Source organism: Curtobacterium pusillum (assembly GCF_007673235.1).
Taxonomy (GTDB): Bacteria; Actinomycetota; Actinomycetes; order Actinomycetales; family Microbacteriaceae; genus Curtobacterium; species Curtobacterium pusillum_C.
In genome coordinates this window covers 83867-102115 of sequence record NZ_VDZH01000001.1, presented here as the reverse complement: position 1 = coordinate 102115, position 18249 = coordinate 83867, and the positions used below count along the sequence as shown (strand labels likewise).

Sequence of the window (18249 nt, the reverse complement as noted above, 5' to 3'; positions counted from 1 at the left end):
AGGACGGGCGGCGGTCCGGGCCGGCGGACCGGACGCACGGCAGACCCGGCGGCGGTCGGTGCCGCACCTCCCCCACAGCACGCCCCCACTGCTTGCTCCTCCACACTCGCTGCTCCTCCCCACCCGAAGGGAACCCAGATGTGCGGCATCATCGCGGCCCGCGTCTCCGACGACGCGACGCCCTACCTGCTCGACGGCCTCGAACGACTCGAGTACCGCGGCTACGACTCCGCCGGGATCGCGGTCCGCACCGCTTCCGGTCGGACCGCGACGATCCGCTCCGTCTCCCGCGTCGGTGACCTCCGGACGCTGGTGTCCGCGCGGTCCGGTGACGCGTTGACCGGCGTCGGCATCGGGCACACCCGGTGGGCGACCCACGGGGTGGTCCGCGAGGCGAACGCACACCCGCACGCCGACTGCACCGGTCGGATCAGCATCGTGCACAACGGCATCGTCGAGAACGCCGACCGGCTGCGCACCACCCTCGAGGCGCAGGGGCACGTGTTCTCGTCCGACGTCGACTCCGAGGTCATCTCGCACCTCGTCGAGCGAGCGCTCGCCGTCGATCCGGACCTCATGCTCGCCGTCCAGATCGCGACCGCGCAGCTCGAGGGCTCGTGGGCGATCGTCGTGCTCGACGCCCGGGACGGCCGCATGGTCGTCGCGGCGCAGCGCTCCCCGCTCGTCGTCGCCCGTTCAGCAAGGGGTGACTTCGTGGCGAGCGACATCGGTGCGATCGCCGAGTGGTGCGAGACGTTCGTGGCGCTCCGCGACGGCGACGTCGTCGAACTCGGCGAGGCCTGGACCTGGTCGTCCGACGGCATCGCCGTGCCGGTGCCGTTCCCGACGCCGTCGCCGTTCGCCGCGACCGCGCTCGACCTGGGCGACCACCCGGACCACATGGCGAAGGAGATCGAGGAGCAGCCCGCCGTGGTCGCCTCGATCCTCGACCGCGTCGCCCGCCGGGCAGCCGACGGCAGCATGTGGGTCGGCCTCGGCCTCCCGGGATTCCACCGGCTCGCGATCGTCGCGTGCGGGACCTCCCTCAACGCCGGGCAGGTGATCGCCACGGCGCTCCGCGGCATCGGCGGCGTCCCGACCGACATCGTCGTCGCGAGCGAGGCCGACCAGGCCGTGCTCGGATCCGGCACCCTCGTCGTCGCGATCAGCCAGTCGGGTGAGACCGCCGACGTGCTCCGCGCACTCGACCGGTTCGAGGACCGGCACCCGGTGCTCGCCCTCACGAACAACGTGCACTCCTCGCTCGCGCGCCGCGCCGACGCGGTCCTGGACTGCCACGCCGGGCCCGAGATCGGAGTCGCCGCGACGAAGACGTTCACGGCGCAGGTCGTCGTCGGGGTCGCCGCGGTGATCTCCGCGCTCGTGGCCTCCGGGCGGATCGACACGGCACGGGCCGAAGCACTCGTCGCCGAACTCACCGACCTTCCTGCACGCATCGACCACGCCGCTGCGATCGCCGCCGACCGCATCCCCCTGCTCGTGTCGAGCGTCAAGGACGCCACCGGGTTCCTGTTCCTCGGCCGTGGTGCCGGTCTGCCGTACGCAGCCGAGGGTGCCCTGAAGCTCAAGGAGCTCAGCTACCGGTGGGCCGAGGCGTACCCGGCGGGCGAGCTCAAGCACGGACCGCTCGCCCTCGTCGACGAGGGCACCCCCGTCGTCGTGATCGACCACGGCGAGCACCGGCTGCAGGCGAACATCGCCGAGGTCCGCGCCCGCGGCGGGTTCGTCATCACGGTCGGCGGCGAAGGTTCGGACATCCCGGCGCTCACCCCCCGGGCCGCCGGTGACCTCGCCTGGGGTCGCGCGACCGCGCCGTGGGGTCCCCTCGAGGCCGTCGTCCCGCTGCAGATGCTCGCCCGCGAACTCGCGCTCCAGCTCGGCTGCGACGTGGACAAGCCGAGGAACCTCGCCAAGTCGGTGACGGTCGAATAGCCAGGCACACGCGCATGAACCGGCTGACGGTGTTCCTCGCCGTCCTCACCGCGCTCGCCATCGTCGCCACGATCATCGTGATCGCGGTGGCGGTGGTGCCGGCCCTGGTCGGCTGAGTCCGTTCGGCTTCCTCCTGGGCGGGGCTGCGATCCTGGTGCCTTGACCACCGCAGCCCCGCCCCTCGTCTTCGTCGCGCTCCTCGTCGGCGCTCTCCTGCCCTTCGTGCCGTTCGTCGGACGCGTGGCCCGCATCGCCGCGACCGTCGCGCACGAGGTCGGCCACGCGGTCGTCGTCGTGCCGTTCGGCGGGCGGATCCAGCGCATCGAGCTGCACGCGGACGGGTCCGGCGAGGCCTGGGTGCAGCTCGGCCGGGTGCCGGGCGGGATCCGCTGGCTCGTCCGGGTCCTCAACCTCTACGCCGGGTACAGCGCACCGCTCTGGGCCGGCGTGCTGCTCGTCACCGGGGTGCTGCACGGGTCGCGGTGGCTGCCCGTCGTCGTCCTGGGCGTCGTCGGGCTCGTGGCGTTGGCGTTCGTCCGGAACTGGTTCGGGATCCTCGTGGTGCTCGGCTTCGACGCGCTCGCGCTCTGGGTCGCCCTGCGCCCGTCGGAGACCACCGTGCTGGTCGTCGCCGCCGTCGGGGCGTTCTTCGTGGTCGACGGCCTGCGATCGGTGGTGCAGGTCGCGCGGTGGCTGGTGACCGGGGCACGGGTGCAGACGGACTTCCACATCGCGGCGGCGGAGATGCGGGTGCCGGCGGGCGTCTGGTTCGTGCTGTTCGTCGCGGTGAACGCCGTGGCGGTGTGGCTCGCGCGCGGGCCGCTGCTCGAGGTCTGGGCGACGGTCGAGGCGGGCGTGCGCGCGCTGTTCTGACGCGGGCGGGCGGGGGCGCGGGCGGGGGCGGGTTCCGACTCGGAACGACGACTCCGCTGTCGTACGACATCGGACTTGTCGCACTGCCCCGCAGCCGGCGCGCCCCCGCGTGGCACGGTGAGCGACGCGAGAGCCCTGCGAGGATGACGCCGTGCACCTCGACGCCGTGACCACCGCCCTCGCCGCGACGAAGGCTCCGCACCGCGACGGGTTCGAGTCCTTCGTGCGGGCCCACGGCGACGCGGCACTCCGACGCGAGGGCGGCCCGGAACACCTCACCGCGTCGTGCTTCGTGTTCTCGCCCGACCTCGGCAGCGTGATGCTGTGCCTCCACGGCAAGGGCCGGTTCTGGGTGCAGTTCGGCGGCCACCTCGAACCCGGTGACCGGTCCCTCGCCGACGCAGCCCGCCGCGAGGCCCGCGAGGAGTCCGGCATCGCCGACCTCGACCTGCTCGACACCTCCATCGCCGACCTCGACCGACACGACCTGCACGGGGGCTTCGCCTGCGCAGCGCACTGGGACGTCGGCTTCGTCGCCGTGGTCGATCCCGCTCGGCGGACCACCGTCAGCGACGAGAGCGACGACGTCCGGTGGTTCACCCTCGACGCGCTGCCCGACGGCCTCGCGCCGGGGCTGCCAGCACGCCTGGCCGCGGTGGTCGCCACGGTCGCGCAACCCGACTGACACCGGACTGGAGGCGCGTGCCGGCGCCGCCACGCGCCTCCAGTCCGATGCGTGCGCACCTTCCGACACCACGCGCGTCGATCGACCGGCGTCGTGTCGAACGATGCGCACGCACCGTGTACACGCGCATGATGCGACACCGCACACGTCGATCGACGAGCGCGGTGTCGCGAACGGCCTGCGAACCGACCGCCCGCCGCCGGCCGCGCTACTCCCAGGGGTGCTGCGCCAGCTCCGCGGGGTCGAAGATCCGGCCACCGGCCACCACGAGCGACCGCGGCACGCGGCGCACCAGCGCGTCCATCGGGTTCTCCGCGTCGACCAGCACCACGTCGGCGCGGGCATCGGCCACCAGGTCGTGCTCCTCGTCGGTGACGAACCGGGCGCCGTCGCGCGAGGCGATCTCGACCACCCGCACCAGGTCCTCGTCCCGCACCACCCCGCCGGCCCGGGCGTACTGCCAGGCGATGCCGAGCACGTCCCCTTCGCCGTAGGGGCTCCACAGGTCCCGGATGCCGTCCGTGCCGAAGCCGAACCGGACGCCGGCCTCGTCGAACTCGTGCAACGGCAACTGCTTCATGCGGACCGGGGCGACCGTGGTCATCGTGACGCCGAGGCCCGCCATCCGGGCGAGCAGGTCGCGGCGCCGGACCGGGTCGACGTCGACGATCGCGAAACCGTGCGCGACGTTGACCTTGCCCGGTGCGATGCCGAGCCGCTCGACTCGGTCCAGGATCAGGTCGAACGAGAACGCCCCGAGGTCGGCGGGCTCGTGCAGGTGGACGTCGATCCCGCACCCGGTGTCGGCGGCGATGTCGAACAGGCCGTCGAGCTGTCCCACGGGGTCGCGGTCGATGAGCGACGGGTCGAGGCCGCCGATGTGCTCGGCACCGGCGAGCGCCGCCTGCCGGAGCAGGTCGAGCACGCCCGGGCGTCGGAGCACGCCGTCCTGCGGGAACGCCACGATCGACAGTTCGATCGCGTCGTCGAGGGCAGCACCGGCTGCACGGACGGCCTCGATGCCGCGGAGCCCCACCCCGAGGTCGACGTCGACGTGGGTCCGCACCCGGGTCGTGCCGGTACGGAGGGACTCGCGCAGGACCCGGGTGGCGACGGCTTCGCCGGGGATGCCGAGGGCGTCTCGACGGGCCCGTTCGTGGGCGATGCGCCCCTGCGTCCCGCCCTCGCCGCCGTACGACTCCCACGGGTGGCCCCACCAGCTCTTGTCGACGTGGGCGTGGGTGTTCACCAGGCCGGGGAGGGCGACCTGCCCGCGGCCCTGCACCTCGGTCGCGCCCGCGACGGCGGTGGAACCCGGCGCCACCGCGCCCGGCGGTGTGACCGCGGCGATGCGGGAGCCGGCGACGACCACGTCGGCGCGCTCCCCTCCCCACGGTCGCACGTCACGGATGACCAGGGTCGCGTCTTCGTCCACCATGCCTCCACCGTAACGGGACGCCGCAAATCGGCGGCTGGCGGGCGAGGCCTGCGAGAGTACCGGGACGACCACGGCAGGAGGTAGACCGATGACGGACGAGGCGCACGGTTTCGCGACCGAGCAGGTGCACGGCGGGTTCCAGCCCGACGCGGGCCACGGTGCGAGGGTCCCCGCGATCCACATGTCCTCGGGCTTCCTGTTCGAGGACTTCGACCAGGCACGGGACCGCTTCGCCGGCACGGACGACGGCTACACGTACACCCGCCTCGGGAACCCCACGAACGCGGACGTCGAGCGTCGCATCGCCCTGCTCGAGCGCGGGGTGGAGTCGATCCTCGTCGGCAGCGGGCAGGCGGCAGCGACCATCGCGTTCCTCGGGGTGCTGCAGGCAGGCGACCACGTCGTCGCGGCGCGCAGCATCTACGAGGGCACGAAGGGGCTGCTCGTGCAGAACCTCGGCCGTCTCGGCATCGAGGTCGACTTCGTCGCCGACCAGCGCGACCTCGACGAGTGGGCTCGGCAGGTCCGCCCGAACACGAAGGCGTTCTTCGCCGAGACGATCCCGAACCCGAAGAACGACGTCCTCGACATCACCGGCGTCGCCGACACCGCGCACCGTGCGGGTGTGCCCCTCATCGTCGACAACACCCTGGCGACGCCGTACCTCGTCCGCCCGTTCGAGCACGGCGCCGACATCGTCGTGCACTCCGCGTCGAAGTTCCTCTCCGGGCACGGCGCGGGCCTCGGCGGCGTGGTCGTCGACGGCGGCACGTTCGACTGGTCCGCCTCCCCCGAGCGTTGGGTGCACCTGACCAGCCCGGAACGGTCGCTCGGCGGCGAGAGCTACGTCGACCGCTACGGCATCCGGGCGTTCATCGTCTTCGCGCGCGACGTCGTCGCCTCCCGCATCGGCCCGACGCCATCGCCGTTCAACTCCTTCCTGCTCCGCCAGGGCATCGAGACGCTGTCGTTGCGCGTCGAACGCCACAGCGCGAACGCGCTGGCCGTCGCGTCCTTCCTGGAGCAGCAGCCGGAGGTGACGAGCGTCGACTACGCGGGTCTCGCCTCCAGTCCGTTCCACGACCTCGCCCAGCGCTACCTGCCGCGCGGTGCCGGCTCCGTCTTCGCGTTCACGCTCGATGGCGGCGAAGCCGCCGCGCGCACCTTCATCGACAGCGTCCAGCTGTTCAGCCGGATGACCCACCTCGGTGACGTCCGCTCGCTGATCCTGCACCCCGCCACGACCACGCACGCCGGCAAGACGCCCCAGGAGCGCGCCGACCAGGGCATCGACGACGGCCTGATCCGGCTGTCGGTGGGGATCGAGGACGTCGCGGACCTGGTTCGCGACCTGTCGCGCGGATTCGCCGCGTTGCGCGGTGCGGGTGTCGGCGCTGTCGGCGCCGTCGGCGCTGTCGGCCTGGAGGCACGGGTCGGCTCCGACTCGGAGCTCGCCTCCCTGGAACACGCCGTCCCCGGCAACCACGTGATCGCGGAGGAACTCTAGGCAATGGCCGAACTGCAGCACTTCGGGTACTTCTTCTCACGCGGGTTCGGCCCGCAGGCGTGGGGCCGGTCCGACTGGGACTGGGGACACGACTGGACGAAGCCCGAGCTGTACCAGCAGTCCGTCCGCGCCCTCGAGCAGGCGGGCATGGACCTCGTCATCGCCGAGGACGCCATCTCGCTCGGCAACCCGTCGACGCTCGACCTGCGCATCCGGCAGGCGTACGGCGGGCCCAAGCACGACCCGCTCCTGTTGGCGCCGTACCTGTTCGCCGCCACGTCGCACATCGGCATCGCCCCGACCGTGAACGCCGGGTTCACGCCGCCGTACCTCGCTGCTCGGCAGTTCGCCACCCTGGCGCACCTGTCCGGGTCGCGCCTCGGCATCAACGTGGTCACGGACACCGGGAGCGCGCGGCACGCGGGGCTGTCGCCGCTGCCCCACGACCAGGCGTACGACCGTGCCGAGGAGTGGATCGGGCTGCTGCGTCGGCTCTGGCGCTCCTGGGGTTCGGACGGGTACGTCGGCGATCCCTCGGACTGGAGCTTCGCGAACGGGGACGCGCTCGACGCGTTCCACCACGAGGGCGAGTACTTCACCGCGGACGGGCCGCTCAACGCGCTCCCGCTCGACTCCGATCCGGTGGTCGTCTCCCCCGGTGGCTCCGGGCGCGGGCTGGCGTTCGCCGGGACCCACTCGGACGTGCAGCTCGCGCTTGCGCCGCTGTCCGCCGCTGCCGTGCGGGACTACCGCGAGCGGGTGGTCTCGGCCGCTGCCCTCGCCGGCCGGTCCGCCGCGGACCTCCGGATCCTGTTCGTCCTGAAGCCCGAGATCGTGTCCTCCCCCGAGGAGGCCGAGCGGATCGTGTCGGCGTCGACGCACCCGTCCGACGACGACCTGCGCACCGCGGCGATCGCGTGGTCGAGCGACTCCGAAACCGACCTGCTGACGCTCGACCTCGACGCACCGATCCCCGCCGGGACGTTCGGCGACCACGTGTCCGCCGGCACGATCCGCGGCCTCGTCGGTGACACTCCGGACGCGCCGCTGCGTTCACTGCTGGAACGCAAGGCGCGCAAGGGTCGGGTGTCAGCGCGCGAAGGGTTCGTGGGGACCGCCGACGAGTTCGCCGACTTCATCGAGGAGCTCGGCGCGGACGCGGACAACGACGGCATCATCTTCTCGGGCGACCTGCACCCGGCGCAGGTCTACCGGATGTTCGGCGACCTCGTGCCGGTGCTCCGGCGCCGCGGGCTCCTGCGACGGGAGTACGGCGCCGGAGGCATCCGGCAGAACCTGTTCGACTTCTAGTCGTTCGGCTCTAGTGGTGCACCGGCTCGACGACGCCGCTCTCCTCGACGTCACGGACGTCCTCGGCGGTGCGGAGGATCTCCTCGCGGTCCGAGGCGGAGTTGATCGCCCAGTAGTAGATCACCAGTGAGAACACCGCGACCACCACGATGTCGATCCACAGCGGGAACACCGGGTGCGTCAGCGGGCCGAAGTCGCTGAGGAACACGATGAGGCCCATGCCGATCAGGTAGGGCAGCAGCCACTGCGCCGCCTTCCAGTCCCAGCGCGGCCGGACGCTCGAAGCGCCGCGGAACACGTTGTTCAGGATGATCACCACGGCACCGATGAGGATCGCGACACCGAGCTTCCAGTCGGTGTCCCACCCGGTCCAGAGGATGATGAGGTTCGCGACGACGAACGCGATCGGCGACAGCACCGTCGCGGCCGGCATCCGGTAGGGCCGCTCGATCTCCGGGATGCGCTTCCGGAAGGCACCGAGTGCCAGCGGAGCACCCGCGTACATCAGCACCGACGCACTCGTGATGAGGCTGACGAGTCCCTGCCACGACGGGAACGGGGCGAAGCACGCGCACCCGACGACGAACGCGACGATGAGGCCGACCCAGGGCACGCCCTGCTTCGTCGTCCACTCGAACGCCTTCGGGAAGTAGCCGTTGCGGCTCAGCCCGTACGAGATCCGGCTCGTCGCCGTCACGTAGATCAGACCGGTGCCGGCGGGCGAGATGATCGCGTCGATGAAGATGATCACGGCCAGCCAGGTGATGCCGGCCGCCATCGCGATGTCGGCGAACGGACCGGTGTACTTCGTGAAGTCCGCGGTCGCCCAGGAGCCCTGGACCGCGTCGGAGCGCAGCACGCCGAGGAAGACGACCTGGAGCAGCAGGTAGATCACGAGTCCGATGAGCACCGACCCGATGACCGCCCGCGGGATGTCGCGCTTCGGGTTCTTGGCCTCACCGGCGAGCTGGTCGGCCTGCTCGAACCCGAGGAACGCGAAGATGATGCCCGACGTGGACACCGCGGCGAGGATGCCCTTCGCACCCTCGGGCATGAAGCCGTCGGCCGCCGTGAAGTTCGAGCCGTGGAACCCGCTGAACGCCAGCACGATGATGACGAGCAGGGGGATCGCGACCTTCCACCACGTCGCCGCGGAGTTCGTGTTCGCGAGGATCTTCACGCTGAGCATGTTGATCACCGTGACCACGGCCATGAGGACCACCGCGACGGCGATCCCCGCGCCAGTCAGCAGTTGCTGCGTCTCACCGTCGACGGTCGTCGTGTGCAACCACGGGTGTGCGAACTCCCAGTGCTGGGCGTACTTGATCATCGCCTCGACCTCGATCGGGGCGACCGTCACGGACTGCAGCCACGAGAACCACCCGAACGAGGCTCCGGCGACGCCACCGAACGCGATGTGGGGGAACCGCGCTGTTCCACCCGCGATCGGGAACATGCCGCCGAGTTCGGCGTGCACGAGGGCGAGGACGAGGATCGCCACGCCGCCGATGAGCCACGAGATGATCGCGGCGGGTCCAGCGGTCTTCAGGGCTTCCTGCGAGCCGAAGAGCCAGCCGGAGCCGATGATCGACCCCGTCGAGGCCCAGATGAGCCCGATGAAGCCGACGTTGCGCTTGAGGCCGGAGTCCGGCAGCGCCTGTGTCGTTGTAGCCACTGTTGCTCCTGTCGATGAGCGCAGTCCCGCGAACGGGGGCCGCGCTCATCGACTCTGGCACCGTGACAGCACTTTCGCCGGATTGTTTAACACAATGGAAACAAATGTGCTGTACAAGCACTCAGGCTACTTCTTCTTCGCCTTCTTCCCGCCGTCGTCCTTCTTCGCCTTCTTCTTGCCGTCGTCCTTCTTGCTCTTCTTCTTGTCGGACGACTTCTTCTTGTCGGACTTCTTCTTGCCAGCCTTCTTCGACGCCTTCTCCGGCTCGGGCTCCGGCTCCGGCTCGGGCTCCTGCTCCGGCGACCCGATGCCGTCCACGGGCTCGACGACGACCGCGCTGCCCGTGTCGGTGAGGACGTCGACCGCGTGCTCCTCGACCACCGGCGCGAGTGCATCGTCCACCCGCTCGACGACGAGCGATGCCCCATCCTCGGCGAGACGCAGGAGCGCCTGCGCCGCCCGCACCCGGGTCGTGGTCTTCCTGGCGAGGACGTCCGCCCGCGCGCCCTCGAGGAACGCCCGCAGCGTCCGCTCCACCACCGACCGCCCGCGGGGCGCCGACCGGTCCAGTCGGTCGAGCTCGCCGGCGACCCCGGCGACGTCGTCCTCGACGTGCTCGTGCCGCACCGACTCGACGAGCGCCGCGATGGCAGCGGCTCCCCGCTCCACCGCCGGTGACCGCTGGTCGAGCACGACGAGCATCTCGATCACGGACCCGTAGGTCACCGTCTCGAGACGCACCGGCTCGGCCCCGCGCCCGCGGATGACCAACCGGGCGTCCGGCGTCGGGAGCCATGCGGCCAACGCAGCGACCGTCGCGACTGAGGCGACCGCCCGCTCGTAGTCGGCGAGCACCACTCGCTCCTGCTCTCGCAGACGGACTCGGATCGCGATCTCCTGCACCACGCGTGGACCTCTCGTTCGGGATCAGCGCGGGCGAGTTCCCGCACCTGACCCGGATCGTAGTCCGCGCGGGTGGCGGAACAGCGAACGCCCCGAGACCATCCAGGGACGGCGTCGGGGCGTTCGGTGTGGCGTCAGCGTGACAGCGGCTCGGCGTTCGGCGAATGGTGGAGATGGGGGGAATCGAACCCCCGTCCATCGCTGCAATTCGACGTCTTCTACGGGCGTATCCGGATGGTTCGTTCTGCTCGGCCCCGTCCTTTGCTACCGGCTTCTAGGACGACGGGCCCAGTCTCAGTGCAAGTCCCGCACGGCCCTGAGGCGCAACCGTGCAGCAAGTCCTCTGGATGACGCCGGAACTCAGGTTAGAAGACGATCACCTGGCCGACGGACTTCATGTGCTGGGCTGCTTACGCAGCGAGAGCGAAGTCAGTGCGCTTGGAATTGGCACTTGTTGGTTTCCACGGATCGTTAACGAGATAACCGTGGGTCCTCGGCCCGCTTCCCGTCGGCACACAGGCAATGTCGAAACCGATCATCCCCATGCGGGCCGGACGTGCGAGCCGCTGTCACGCTGTTGAGTTGCCAATGCCCCGTTCGGAGCAGTCCCTCAGTCTACCGACCGAGACCGATCAGCGCTACTCGCCGACGCGGTTCCGGGTGCGCATGGCCCGCTCGGCCTCGCGCTTGTCGGTCTTCTCGCGCAGGGCCTGGCGCTTGTCGAACTCACGCTTGCCCTTCGCGACCGCGATCTCCACCTTGGCCCGGCCGTCGTGGAAGTAGATCTGCAGCGGCACGAGCGTGTAGCCACCCTGGGCCGTCTTGTGCGAGATCTTCACGATCTGCTGCTTGTGGAGGAGCAGCTTCCGCTTCCGCCGCGGCGCATGGTTGTTCCACGTGCCCTCGGTGTACTCGGGGATGTGCACGGCGTCGAGCCAGGCTTCGCCGCCGTCGATGAAGGCGTACCCGTCGACGAGCGACGCGCGCCCCTCACGGAGGGACTTCACCTCGGTGCCGGACAGGACCATGCCGGCCTCGTACGTGTCCTCGATCAGGTAGTCGTGACGCGCGCGACGGTTCGTCGCCACGATCTTCTCGCCGCGTTCCTTCGCCATGCGTGTCTCCTCCCGGGCGGTCGCTGCGGATGCGCAGCCCTACAGACTACCGAACGCACGGCGTACGGCGCACCTTCCCGGCGCGCCGCACACGCGACCAGGCATCAGACCGTGCCGAGCGAACACGACCGCGCGGGCCGACGCGGCCGCGCGTCAGACCTTGAGGTACCGGCGGATCGCCACGAAGGCGGACAGCCCCGCCAGGACGATGCCGATGACGATCACCGCCGGGACCACGACCGCCGCGTCCCCCATCCCGATGAACGCCGTGCCGGAGAACCGCTGCGCCAGGTAGTTCCGGACGAAGAACCACACCACGGCGACGATCGCCCCGCCCGCGAGGACCGCCCCGATGGCCGCGGCGATCACCCCCTCGAGCACGAACGGTGTCTGGATGAACCGGTTCGACGCCCCGACGAGGCGCATGATGCCGAGCTCCCGCCTTCGGCTGAAGGCCGACAGGCGGATCGTCGTCGCGATGAGCAGCACGGCCGCGATGAGCATCAGCGACGCGATGCCGATCGCCGTGTACGACGACGCGTTGAGCAGGTTGAAGATCGGTTGCAGGTACCCGCGCTGGTCCACGACGCTCTGCACGCCGGCGACCTTCGACAGGCTCTCGACGAGCACGTCCGCCTGGGACGGGTTCTTCAGGTTCACCCAGAAGGTCTCGTTGAGGTACTCGGGCTTGACGAACTCCGTGGCGGGAGAGTCCTTGAACTGCTGCTTGAAGCGGTCGTACGCCTGGTCCTGGTCCTCGTAGTACGTCTTCTCGATGTACGGCTTGAGGGTCGAGGAATCGAGCTGCGCCTGCACCTGCTGCCGCTGGTCGTCGGTGGCCTTGGCGCCGGTGCAGTTGCCGGTGGTGTCGGTGTCGGTGCAGAGGTACACCGCGACCTGCGCCCGGTCGTACCAGTACCCCTTCATCTGGTTGATCTGCATCTGGAGCAGGATCGCGGTGCCGACGAAGGTCAGCGAGATGAAGGTCACGAGGACGACGGACACCACCATGGACGCGTTGCGCCGCAGGCCCGAGCCGACCTCGGACATGACGAGCCCGAGCCTCATCGGATGATCCCCGGGATGGTCTGGATGCCGGTGGTGTTCGAGACGCCACCACCGCGCTGGATCGGCACCGCCTGGGTCTGGTAACCACCCGACTGCTCGTCGCGCAGGATGGTCCCGTTCGAGAGCTCGATGACGCGGCGCTGCATCTGGTTCACGATGCTGGCGTCGTGGGTCGCCATGAGCACGGTGGTGCCTCCCTGGTTGATGCGTTCGAGGAGCGCCATGATGCCGGCCGAGGTCGTCGGGTCGAGGTTTCCGGTCGGCTCGTCGGCGAGCAGGATCGCCGGCTTGTTGACCACCGCGCGGGCGATCGCGACACGCTGCTGTTCACCACCGGAGAGCTCGTGCGGCATGCGGGTCGCCTTGCCGGCCAGGCCCACGAGCTTGAGCACGTCGGTGACGGCCTCGCTGATGAAGCCCTTGCTCTTGCCGATCACCTGCAGCGAGAACGCGACGTTGTCGAAGACGTTCTTGTTCGGGAGGAGCCGGAAGTCCTGGAAGACCACGCCGAGGTTGCGGCGGAAGTACGGGACCTTGCGCGACGACAGGGCGCCCAGACGCTGTCCGAGCACGTGGATCTGCCCGCGCGACGGCTTCTCCTCCTTCAGCACGAGGCGGAGGAAGCTGGACTTGCCGGACCCGGACGCGCCCACGAGGAAGACGAACTCCCCCTTGAGGATCTCGAGGGAGATGGCGTCGAGCGCGGGACTCGGGTTGCCCGAGTACACCTTGGTGACCTGGTCGAATTTGATCATGACCGGATCAGGGTAGGTCGCCCCGCCAGGAAATCAACCGAGGCGCGCGGCTCAGGAATCGACCGACTGCTTGCGCCAGCGGATGCCCGCGTTGATGAACCCGTCGAGGTCACCGTCGAACACGGCTGAGGGGTTGTTCACCTCGTGCTCGGTCCGGAGGTCCTTCACCATCTGGTACGGCGCAAGGACGTAGGAACGGATCTGGTCGCCCCAGCTCGCCGTGATGTTGCCGGCGAGCTCCTTCTTCTTCGCGTTCTCCTCTTCCTTCTTCAGGAGCAGGAGTCGCGACTGCAGCACGCGCATGGCGGCGGCACGGTTCTGGATCTGCGACTTCTCGTTCTGCATCGAGACGACGGTGCCGGTCGGGATGTGGGTCAGGCGGACCGCGGAGTCCGTCGTGTTGACCGACTGGCCGCCGGGGCCGGAGGAACGGAAGACGTCGACGCGGATGTCGTTCTCCGGGATGTCGATGACGGCGGTCTCCGGCATGAGCGGGATGACCTCGACCGCGGCGAACGACGTCTGGCGCTTGCCCGCTGCACCGAACGGCGACATCCGGACGAGTCGGTGGGTGCCGGCCTCGACTGACAGGGTGCCGAACGCGTGCGGCGCGTCGACCTCGAACGTGGCGGACTTGATGCCCGCTTCTTCCGCGTAGGAGGTGTCCATCACGGTCGTCTTGTAGCCGTGCTGCTCGGCGTAGCGGAGGTACATGCGCAGCAGCATCTCGGCGAAGTCCGCGGCGTCGACGCCACCGGCACCAGCACGGATCGTGATGACCGCGGGACGGTCGTCGTACTCGCCGTCGAGGAGCGTCTGCACCTCGAGGTCGCCCATGGTCTTCTGGATCGCCTTGAGCTCAGCGGCGGCCTCGTCGGCGGACTCCTGGTCGTCGGCCTCGTTCGCCATCTCGACCAGCACCTCGAGGTCGTCGATGCGCCGCTCGGTGTCGTTGACCTTCTTCAGCTCCGACTGCCGGTGGGAGAGCGCGCTCGTCACCTGCTGCGCGTGCTCGACGTCGTCCCAGAGGTCCTGGGCCCCGGCCTGCTCGCTGAGGTCGGCGATCTCGCGCTGCAGGCGGTCGACGTCGACCACCGAGCGGATGTTGCCGAAGGTCTCGCGGAGGGCGGAGATCTGCTCGGTGAAGTCCAGTTCGACCATGGTCACCGATCCTACCGGCGTGCGTTCCACATGGCTGACCGCCTGGAGGCGCGGCTCGCCTCCGCCACGCCGGTCACCGGGCAGACGCGGTCGCGTCGTCGCACGCCCAGTCGGCGCCGAACGCCTCGTGGACACGTCGGAGCGCCTCCGGGTGCCCCCACTCCTGCACGTCCGAGCAGTCGTCCGACGCCCGGGCAGCCACGAGGCCCCATCGTCCGACGGAGACCCAGTTGTACACGAACCCCGCACCGGGAGCGCTGGCGGAACTGCCCGACGTCTCGCCGAGCATCTCCCGGTACCCGTCCGGGAACACGAGTTCCTGGCCCAACGGCAGGCACGACTGCAGATCCGTGCCGTCCAGCGTCTCGACGCTCACCGGCGCAGCGACCGTGCACGTCGGCGGCTCGGTCGCATCCGACCCCGACAGCGTGAGGAAGCCGTCGCGCGGGCCGGCGGCGACGCAGCCGGCCACCGTCGTCCCGACGAGCACGGCCAGCAGCACGGCGGCGGACACGCGGAGGGACACAGCGCGCGGCCTAGCGTCCGAGGATCGGTTCACGCGACGCCATCCCCGCGGCCCCCGCCCGCGCCACCGCGTCCGGCAGCGCAGCCAGGAACGCGTCGACGTCGGCGTCGGTCGTGGTGTGCCCGAGCGTGATCCGGAGTGCTCCGCGGGCGTCCTGCTCGGACAGCCCCATCGCGAGCAGGACGTGCGAGGCCTCGGGCACGCCGGCCTGGCACGCCGAACCGGTCGACACGGCCACCCCGGCGGCGTCGAGCAGGAACAGCAGCGAGTCGCCCTCGCACCCCGGGAACGTGAAGTGCGCGTTGCCCGGCAGCCGGTCGACCGGGTCCCCCATGAGCACCGCCGAGGGCACGGCGGCCCGGACCCCGGCGACGAGTCGGTCCCGCAGCGCCCGGACGTCCGCGTGGGGCATCGCCGCCGCGACACCGAACGACGCAGCGGCCGGGGCGTCCTGCGTGCCGCTCCGCACCTGGCGCTGCTGACCCCCGCCGTGGATGAGCGGCTCGACCGTGGCCTTCCGCCCGAGGACGAGCGCGCCGATGCCCACCGGACCACCGATCTTGTGCGCGGACACGCTCATTGCGTCGAGGCCGGAGGCCGCGAACGACACCGGCACCTGCCCGTAGGCGGCGACCGCGTCGCTGTGCACGGGCACGCCCGCGGCGTGCGCGAGCTCGACGATCCGTGACACGGGCTGGATGGTGCCCACCTCGTTGTTCGCCCACAGGAACGTGACCAGGGCGACGTCCGAGGCGTCGGCGAGTCGTGCCTCCAGGCCGGCGAGGTCCACGCGACCCTGCGCGTCCAACGGGACCACGTCGACGACCGCGCCCTCGTGGCGCTCGAGCCACTCGACCGTGTCGACGGTCGCGTGGTGCTCGCCGCCGGGCACGACGATGCGGGGCCGCGGCCGGTCCTGCTGCCGCGCCCAGAACATGCCCTTGACCGCGAGGTTGATGCTCTCTGTGCCGCCCGAGGTGAACACGACCTCGACCGGGTCGGCGTCGAGCGAGGCGGCGACCGCGGCACGGCCGTCCTCGAGCAGCATCTTCGCCTGCTGCCCGGCGCTGTGGATCGACGACGGGTTGCCGACGGTGCCGAGCGCAGCGGTGAACGCGGCGAGCGCCTCCGGCAGGATCGGCGTCGTCGCGGCGTGGTCGAGGTAGACCGGCATCTGCACCCCCTGAACGAGCATTTCCAGGATACCCGCGGGTCCTCGTACCCTGGTGGGCATGCACGAGACCGCGATCGACGAGACCCAGGGGTTCACCCTGGGGGCCGGTGTCCCGCGGTTCTCGGTCCGCTCCGCCTCGGCGACGGCCGTGTCGGTCGTGGTCGACGGCCGCGGGACCGTCCCGTTGACGCAGTCCGGCGACGTCTGGAGCGGCGAGGTCCCCGGTGTCGAGGCGGGCGACACCTACCACCTGCTCGTCGACGGACCGGCCGGCCCGCGGCACGCGTTCGATCCCACCCGTCCGCTGCTCGACCCGTACGCCCGCGGGATCGTCCGTGGTGCGGACTCGCGGTGGACGGGCGTGGTGGTCGACGACGCGTTCGACTGGGGCGGGGTGGTCAAGCCGACGACGCCGCTCGACCGGACCGTCGTGTACGAGGCGAACGTCCGGACCCTGACGGCCGCGAACCCCGCCGTCCCCGAGCACCTCCGCGGCACGTACGCCGGCATCGCGCACGAGAGCACCATCGCGCACCTGCACCGGATCGGTGTGACCACGCTCGAGCTCCTGCCGGTGCACGCGTTCGACACCGAGCGGTGGCTGCGGGACGCCGGACGCGAGAACGCCTGGGGCTACAACACCCTCGGCTTCTTCGCGCCGCACACCGCCCACGCCTCCCCCGGCGCGCGTGCCGAGGGCGCGTCGGCGGTGCTCCGCGAGTTCAAGGGCATGGTCCGGCTGCTGCACGCTGCCGGGATCCAGGTCGTGCTCGACGTCGTCTACAACCACACCGCCGAGGAAGGACTCGGCGGCCCCACGAGCTCGCTGCGGGGCATCGACGGGGCGAACCGGTACCGGTGGGCGAGCCTTCCGGACGGCGAGCCGGCGGCCTACTACGACACGACCGGCTGCGGGAACACGCTCGACACCTCGGTCGAGGCCACGGCCGACCTGATCGTCGACAGCCTGCGGTACTGGGCACGGGACGTGCAGGTCGACGGCTTCCGCTTCGACCTCATGGCAGCGCTCGGCCGGGATGCCGACCACGTGTTCGACCCGGCGCACCCGCTGCTCGACCGGATCCGGAACCACCCGGACCTGCGGGACACGCTCATCATCGCCGAGCCGTGGGACGTCGGACCCGACGGCTGGAAGACCGGATCGTTCGGCACCCGCACGAGCGAGTGGAACGACGGCTTCCGGAACACCGTGCGGCAGTTCTGGCTCACCGACATCGCCGAGGAACGCCGGAACGGTGCCCCGGCGCACGGCATCGGCCGGCTGGCTGATGCGTTGACGGGATCGAGGAGTCTCTTCGACACGGCACGCGGACCGCTCGCCGGCATCAACTTCGTCACCGCCCACGACGGCTTCACCCTGCTCGACCTGGTGTCGTACGACGGCAAGCACAACGAGGCGAACGGCGAGGAGAACCGCGACGGCTCGAACGACAACCGCTCGTTCAACCACGGGATCGAGGGCGACACCGCCGACCGGGGGGTCCGCGCGGCCCGCGGGCGGTCGATGCGGAACCTCGCCGCGACCCTCATGCTCTCCGCCGGTGTCCCCATGTTGACCGCCGGTGATGAGCGCAGCCGCACGCAGCACGGGAACAACAACGCGTACGTGGTGTCGGACGACCTCACCCCGGTCGACTGGTCCGACGACGAGGACGCCGAGGCCATGACGTCGGCCGTCGCGTCGTTGGCGCGGCTCCGGGCGGCGCACCCCGCGCTCCGGCCGACGCGCTTCGGGGTCGAGGGGCAGGAGACACCTGGAGCCTCGCGGATGTCCTGGTACGGGCCGGACGGGCAGCCGATGACGCTCGAGGGCTGGGACCAGCCCATCCACCGCGCCCTGCAGTACTTCGCCGAGTCGACGCCAGAGCACGAGCCGTTCGACCGGGTCCTGGTGGTCGTGCACGGCAGCGGGCGCACGCGCGACATCACCTTGCCCGTGCGCGAGGACCTGGTCGGGTACCGCCTCGCGTGGTCGAGCGAGAAGCACCGGGACCACGAGCGGCTCCGGCCGGCCGGGCAGGTCTTCACGGCGTACGGCCCGGGGATCCACGTCTTCGAGATCGCCTGACGGTCCGGCCGTTCCG

Annotated in this window: 15 protein-coding genes and 1 other RNA gene; 6 read left to right on the top strand and 10 right to left on the bottom strand. The window is 70.6% G+C overall.

Annotated elements, in window-relative coordinates:
* The first annotated feature begins 138 nt into the window (after positions 1-138).
* From glmS to FS532_RS00475, 3 genes are all read left to right on the top strand, one after another.
* Positions 139-1953 (top strand): glutamine--fructose-6-phosphate transaminase (isomerizing), encoded by a 1815-nt coding sequence (gene glmS, locus FS532_RS00485; RefSeq protein WP_144749393.1) that lies wholly within the window; start codon positions 139-141, stop codon positions 1951-1953.
* A 159-nt stretch (positions 1954-2112) separates the two neighbouring features.
* Positions 2113-2826, top strand: coding sequence for a M50 family metallopeptidase (locus tag FS532_RS00480; RefSeq protein WP_144749391.1), 714 nt, complete (start codon positions 2113-2115; stop codon positions 2824-2826).
* A 151-nt stretch (positions 2827-2977) separates the two neighbouring features.
* Positions 2978-3511 carry an NUDIX hydrolase gene (locus FS532_RS00475; RefSeq protein ID WP_144749389.1) on the top strand — a complete coding sequence of 178 codons (534 nt, stop codon included), beginning with the start codon at positions 2978-2980 and terminating at the stop codon, positions 3509-3511.
* Positions 3512-3719: 208 nt separating this feature from the next.
* On the opposite strand, the gene FS532_RS00470 is transcribed toward FS532_RS00475, so the two are convergent.
* Positions 3720-4949, bottom strand: a complete 1230-nt coding sequence (locus FS532_RS00470) for an amidohydrolase family protein (RefSeq protein WP_144749387.1) — start codon at positions 4947-4949, stop codon at positions 3720-3722.
* Positions 4950-5037: 88 nt separating this feature from the next.
* Between FS532_RS00470 and FS532_RS00465 the strand changes: the two genes are divergently transcribed.
* Together FS532_RS00465 and FS532_RS00460 are read left to right on the top strand one after the other, a co-directional pair.
* Entirely contained in the window at positions 5038-6456 is a 1419-nt protein-coding gene (locus FS532_RS00465) for an O-acetylhomoserine aminocarboxypropyltransferase/cysteine synthase family protein (protein ID WP_144749385.1), read from the top strand.
* 3 nt (positions 6457-6459) lie between these two features.
* Entirely contained in the window at positions 6460-7767 is a 1308-nt protein-coding gene (locus tag FS532_RS00460; RefSeq protein ID WP_144749383.1) for an LLM class flavin-dependent oxidoreductase, read from the top strand.
* Positions 7768-7777: 10 nt separating this feature from the next.
* Here the strand turns inward: FS532_RS00460 and FS532_RS00455 are convergent, their stop codons facing one another.
* The 9 genes from FS532_RS00455 to FS532_RS00415 form a co-directional block, all read right to left on the bottom strand.
* Positions 7778-9442, bottom strand: coding sequence for an APC family permease (locus tag FS532_RS00455; RefSeq protein WP_222121916.1), 1665 nt, complete (start codon positions 9440-9442; stop codon positions 7778-7780).
* Positions 9443-9568: 126 nt separating this feature from the next.
* Positions 9569-10348 carry a hypothetical protein gene (locus FS532_RS00450; RefSeq protein WP_144749381.1) on the bottom strand — a complete coding sequence of 260 codons (780 nt, stop codon included), beginning with the start codon at positions 10346-10348 and terminating at the stop codon, positions 9569-9571.
* Positions 10349-10510: 162 nt separating this feature from the next.
* Positions 10511-10888: a transfer-messenger RNA gene (gene ssrA / locus FS532_RS00445) on the bottom strand.
* A 95-nt stretch (positions 10889-10983) separates the two neighbouring features.
* Positions 10984-11460: an SsrA-binding protein SmpB gene (gene smpB / locus FS532_RS00440; protein ID WP_022907777.1), complete on the bottom strand. Its 477-nt coding sequence runs from the start codon at positions 11458-11460 to the stop codon at positions 10984-10986.
* A gap of 153 nt (positions 11461-11613) precedes the next feature.
* Complete coding sequence (gene ftsX / locus FS532_RS00435; RefSeq protein ID WP_079236309.1) at positions 11614-12528, bottom strand: permease-like cell division protein FtsX; 915 nt, start codon at positions 12526-12528, stop codon at positions 11614-11616.
* A complete protein-coding gene (ftsE, locus tag FS532_RS00430) occupies positions 12525-13283 on the bottom strand; it encodes a cell division ATP-binding protein FtsE (RefSeq protein ID WP_079236310.1) in 759 nt (252 codons plus the stop codon). Before ftsE ends, ftsX begins: the two co-directional genes overlap by 4 nt.
* Positions 13284-13334: 51 nt before the next feature.
* Positions 13335-14444, bottom strand: coding sequence for a peptide chain release factor 2 (prfB, locus tag FS532_RS00425; RefSeq protein WP_079236311.1), 1110 nt, complete (start codon positions 14442-14444; stop codon positions 13335-13337).
* A 73-nt stretch (positions 14445-14517) separates the two neighbouring features.
* Positions 14518-14970, bottom strand: a complete 453-nt coding sequence (locus FS532_RS00420) for a hypothetical protein (protein WP_144749379.1) — start codon at positions 14968-14970, stop codon at positions 14518-14520.
* 10 nt (positions 14971-14980) lie between these two features.
* Positions 14981-16144 (bottom strand): cysteine desulfurase family protein, encoded by a 1164-nt coding sequence (locus FS532_RS00415; RefSeq protein ID WP_144750719.1) that lies wholly within the window; start codon positions 16142-16144, stop codon positions 14981-14983.
* 58 nt (positions 16145-16202) lie between these two features.
* On the opposite strand from FS532_RS00415, the gene FS532_RS00410 reads away from it, so the two are divergent.
* Positions 16203-18233: a glycogen debranching protein gene (locus FS532_RS00410; RefSeq protein ID WP_144749377.1), complete on the top strand. Its 2031-nt coding sequence runs from the start codon at positions 16203-16205 to the stop codon at positions 18231-18233.
* Positions 18234-18249 lie beyond the last annotated feature (16 nt).